This window comes from Pseudobutyrivibrio ruminis (assembly GCF_015057245.1).
In the GTDB taxonomy this organism is placed as follows: domain Bacteria; phylum Bacillota; class Clostridia; order Lachnospirales; family Lachnospiraceae; genus Pseudobutyrivibrio; species Pseudobutyrivibrio ruminis_E.
The window spans coordinates 1-3599 of sequence record NZ_SVET01000034.1; the positions used below are offsets into that span (position 1 = coordinate 1).

3 protein-coding genes are annotated in these 3599 nt (G+C 39.6%); all 3 read left to right on the plus strand.

Going from position 1 to position 3599, the window contains the following annotated elements:
• The first annotated feature begins 350 nt into the window (after positions 1 to 350).
• From E7274_RS14325 to E7274_RS14335, 3 genes are read left to right on the plus strand one after another with little or no spacing between them, the layout of a single operon-like run.
• Entirely contained in the window at positions 351 to 1922 is a 1572-nt protein-coding gene (locus tag E7274_RS14325; RefSeq protein ID WP_304176909.1) for a DDE-type integrase/transposase/recombinase, read from the plus strand.
• On the plus strand, positions 1897 to 2727 hold the full coding sequence (locus E7274_RS14330) for an ATP-binding protein (RefSeq protein ID WP_304176912.1): 831 nt from the start codon (positions 1897 to 1899) through the stop codon (positions 2725 to 2727). Before E7274_RS14325 ends, E7274_RS14330 begins: the two co-directional genes overlap by 26 nt.
• The gene (locus E7274_RS14335) at positions 2720 to 3460 is read left to right on the plus strand and encodes a DNA-binding protein (protein ID WP_304176916.1); all 741 of its coding nucleotides are present in this window, start codon (positions 2720 to 2722) and stop codon (positions 3458 to 3460) included. Before E7274_RS14330 ends, E7274_RS14335 begins: the two co-directional genes overlap by 8 nt.
• Positions 3461 to 3599 lie beyond the last annotated feature (139 nt).

The window sequence follows — 3599 nt, forward strand, 5'->3', positions numbered from 1 at the left end:
TGTCTACCGCCAATTAGGCGGGCAGTGAACGACAAAACTTGGGCACCACCCGAGACAGCTCCTCGGGCACTCAATTTCATCATCCCATAAGTTTAATTTTATTTTTCTCCTCAATCTTTCATTTTTATATCCACTTTAATATAACGTTGCAACAATCTCGTTGTGATTTATAGGATAAAAAAATGGAAAGTAATATTACACCAGATCAGATCCGATCTATTTTCAAACTTTCTTTTCAAGATCCAACTCTAGGAGAACGAAAGCTCGAGCAGAGGCTAGGTATCGGTCACACAACTATTGGCAAATATAAGAGACTTGCCAAAAAGCTTAATTATACTGCTGAGTACATCATGCAAATGGATGATCTGTCTATCATTGAGCTTTTTAAGCTTAAATCAAGAAAGGTTGATTTCATCGAACCGAATTGGGATGAGATACGTAAATACCTGCAGGAGAAAGGTCATTGGGGGCAGATGCTTCCAACCATTAAAAGCGCCTGGGAATATATTTACCTCAAAAAACTTTTCCCTAACTATGTTACAGGAGATTTACCTGACGGTGTCATGTCAGAGCGAACCTTTTGCCGTAGATACGACGAATACCTGCATAGCAAAGGTCTTGATTTACTGAAGCACAAGGCAAATCCAAACAATAATTTCGGGCCAGGCTCGGTAGTAGAAATCGATACCATCGGTGACAGATTAAAGTATCTGGATGCTGATAACAATGAGCATGAGGCAGTTATTTTTACAGCAGTTCTCAAGTATTCACGACTTCTGTATGCAGAGGCGATGCCTTCTGGTACAGGTATATGCTGGGCAGGAGCCATTATCAACGCTTTATATTCATTTGGCGGAGTACCTGAGGTTCTACGATGTGACAACGATTCTGCACTAGTGATCCACGGTAACAAGTCCAAAAGGACCAAGTTAAGGGCTTCTATCGAATTCACTATAAATGAATTTGGTCTTATCACAGATCTCTGTCCACCAAGAAGACCAGAGTATAAAGGAAGCAATGAACGAGCCAATGGTTTTGCCTTGAAGCACTTTTTCGAGGGTACATCGTACGGCAAGGAAATACATGCAGATAATCTCGATGCTTTAAATGAGCTGATAAAAAAAGAAACTCTCCGTATCAATTCATTGCCAAGAAACCACGGTCAGCTATCGAGCATTGAGGTTTTCAACAGTTTTGAGAAAAACGCCCTAAAAGCATTGCCCTTAATCCGACCTGATGTTCGCTATATATCTTATGCAGTAGTCCATAAGGATGGCTACGTTAACTACCAGCGCAACTACTATTATGCAGGCAAAGATAACGTCGGCAAGACTATTCTGATTGAAAACATGAGGGGAAAGCAGATTGTTCTAAGACATGAGAAGACATTGCGCTCTATTGTCGAATATGAATTAGACAGAAACTGCATTCCCCCTGGAAATCATCATAAAGCAGATAAATTTAAAACTGAATCAGAAAAAGTCACTTCTCGAACAAAAGAGTGGTTTATCTCCGAATTTTCCAAGATAGAAAAGGCTACTGATAACATTCAGCTGCTCATAAACTGGGTATTTGAGATAACTTCCCGTTCTAATCAGGTTGGAACAAAGATCTGTAACTCCATCTATAAGCTCTGCACGGACAATCTGAATGATTTGGACTGTCTGGAACTTGCCTGTAAAGCAGTCTTAGAAAGGAAACACAAAGTTGACATCGTGGTTCAGTTAAGCTGTAACTTCGATATGTTCCGCAAGCTCAAAAATGAAAAATCAAAGCTCTATACAGCTCTTGTACAGTCGGCTCTTGGTGTGGATACAAAAGCTCAGGACCAAACACAGGTCAAGGCTGATATTAGTACTTCAGACAGTGAAGATTCAGTAAGAGGTGAGGAGTATTATGATGACTTGTTCAAATCAATCTAAAGAGCCTCTGGTCTCAGGCTCTATTCACTCTGTAGAAGAGAATATTCACATTCTAAAACAACTGCATCTATCTGGAATGGCAAATGCCCTCAATGAGATAGGCTCATCAAAGGAGTTTATAGAAATGGGATTCAATGATCAGCTTAATGAGCTGCTTTCACATGAGCTTATAAAGAGAAAGAACAGTCGTTACCACCGAAGACTTAAAAAGGCTCAGCTACATTCAGGAGCAACACAGGAGGTGATTATTGAAAGAAAGACGAGCTATAACCTCAGTCGTAACAAGCTTGATTATTTGATGGGCTGTGAATGGATTTCTGAAGGAGGACTGGTGCTCATCACAGGAAAGTGTGGCTGTGGAAAAACCGATTTGGCATCGGCCATCATTGATTCAGCCTGCAGGAAAGGGCTAAGAGCAAAGTGCATTGATTATTCTCTCTGTATGCTAGATCTGCTGTGTGCTCAGCAATCAGGAGATCCAATGAAATATGAAAGCAAGAAGAATGAATATGCCTCAAACCAGCTGTTACTACTGGATGATATCTGTATTGGTAATCCTCTGGAAGGTGAGTCATTTGTTTTTAAAGAGTTGATACAGCAGTGCAGAGAACGAAACCGTTGTGGTCTTATTCTAGTATCCCAACTGAAGCCTGCCAAGTGGCTGTCCCATATGGGAGGTACTAAAGAAGCCGCTGATGCCGCCCTCGATAGAGTATCGACCAACTGTATCCATATAAATCTGGAAGGAGATTCTCACCGCTCAACTAACAACAGATTAACCAAGAAGGAGGACATCCATGAATAAAAATGAAAGCGCAGAGGTTAGTGTAACAGATGATAACAAAAATAATGAAAATTCTGTTTCACAAATGGCTGAAAATGGCTGTTACTTAAAATGTAACAGTTATTCGTTATCATTGTTATCATCAAAACAAAAAAGCCGTAGCCCTATTACAGACGAGGAAATCAAAGAACTTTTCATGAAAATGAAGTCCTCTGGAATAACTCCAACAACAAGACTGCTTCATGAGGCGTTAGGAAGAGGCTCATTTACAACAATTCAGAAAAAACTCTCAGAGCTTAATGCATCATTCTCAAAGCAGGGAGTAGACGATATTTTAAGGCACAAAGGGGCTGATGATATTGTCATCTTTTTAAGTAATGAGCTTGCTGAACGAGCAGCCAAAGTTACAATCAAAGAAGATGAATTCAAGATAAAATCCTTAAATGAAATGATTCTGAAGATACTTGAAGATCACAAAAAATCAGAAACTGATATGGCAGTAGAGCTTGATGCAGCCAATGACAAGATATTAGAACAGCAGAAAAGGATTGAGAAATATCAGTCTGAGGTCAGTTCTTTAACAAAGGAGAATGATAAATTAAAAAATCAGCTCTCAGTGTTAAATACAGATTCCATTCAGAAGAAAAGTGAATACGAAAAACTTTATGCGCTTAGATCATTACTTTCCTATATACAAAAGAGTAAGGATATAAATAAAACTATGGAGGAATTATTTAAGGCCATAAAATTATAAAGGTGTAACAAGTGTAACAGCAGGACTAGATTTGGGGATTAATGTTCCCTTTTGTACTGCCCGCATATCTGTCGGCGGTAAATTTAGGGCAACTGCCCGCGCTGCTGTCGCGTGGTGCCCTATTAATTGGCGGTAGACA

Bases quoted from the DNA above. Each gene is read 5' to 3' on its own strand.
- E7274_RS14335 (WP_304176916.1), top strand. From the start codon at position 2,720: ATGAATAAAAATGAAAGCGCAGAGGTTAGTGTAACAGATGATAACAAA.
- E7274_RS14330 (WP_304176912.1), top strand. From the start codon at position 1,897: ATGATGACTTGTTCAAATCAATCTAAAGAGCCTCTGGTCTCAGGCTCT.
- E7274_RS14325 (WP_304176909.1), top strand. From the start codon at position 351: ATGCAAATGGATGATCTGTCTATCATTGAGCTTTTTAAGCTTAAATCA.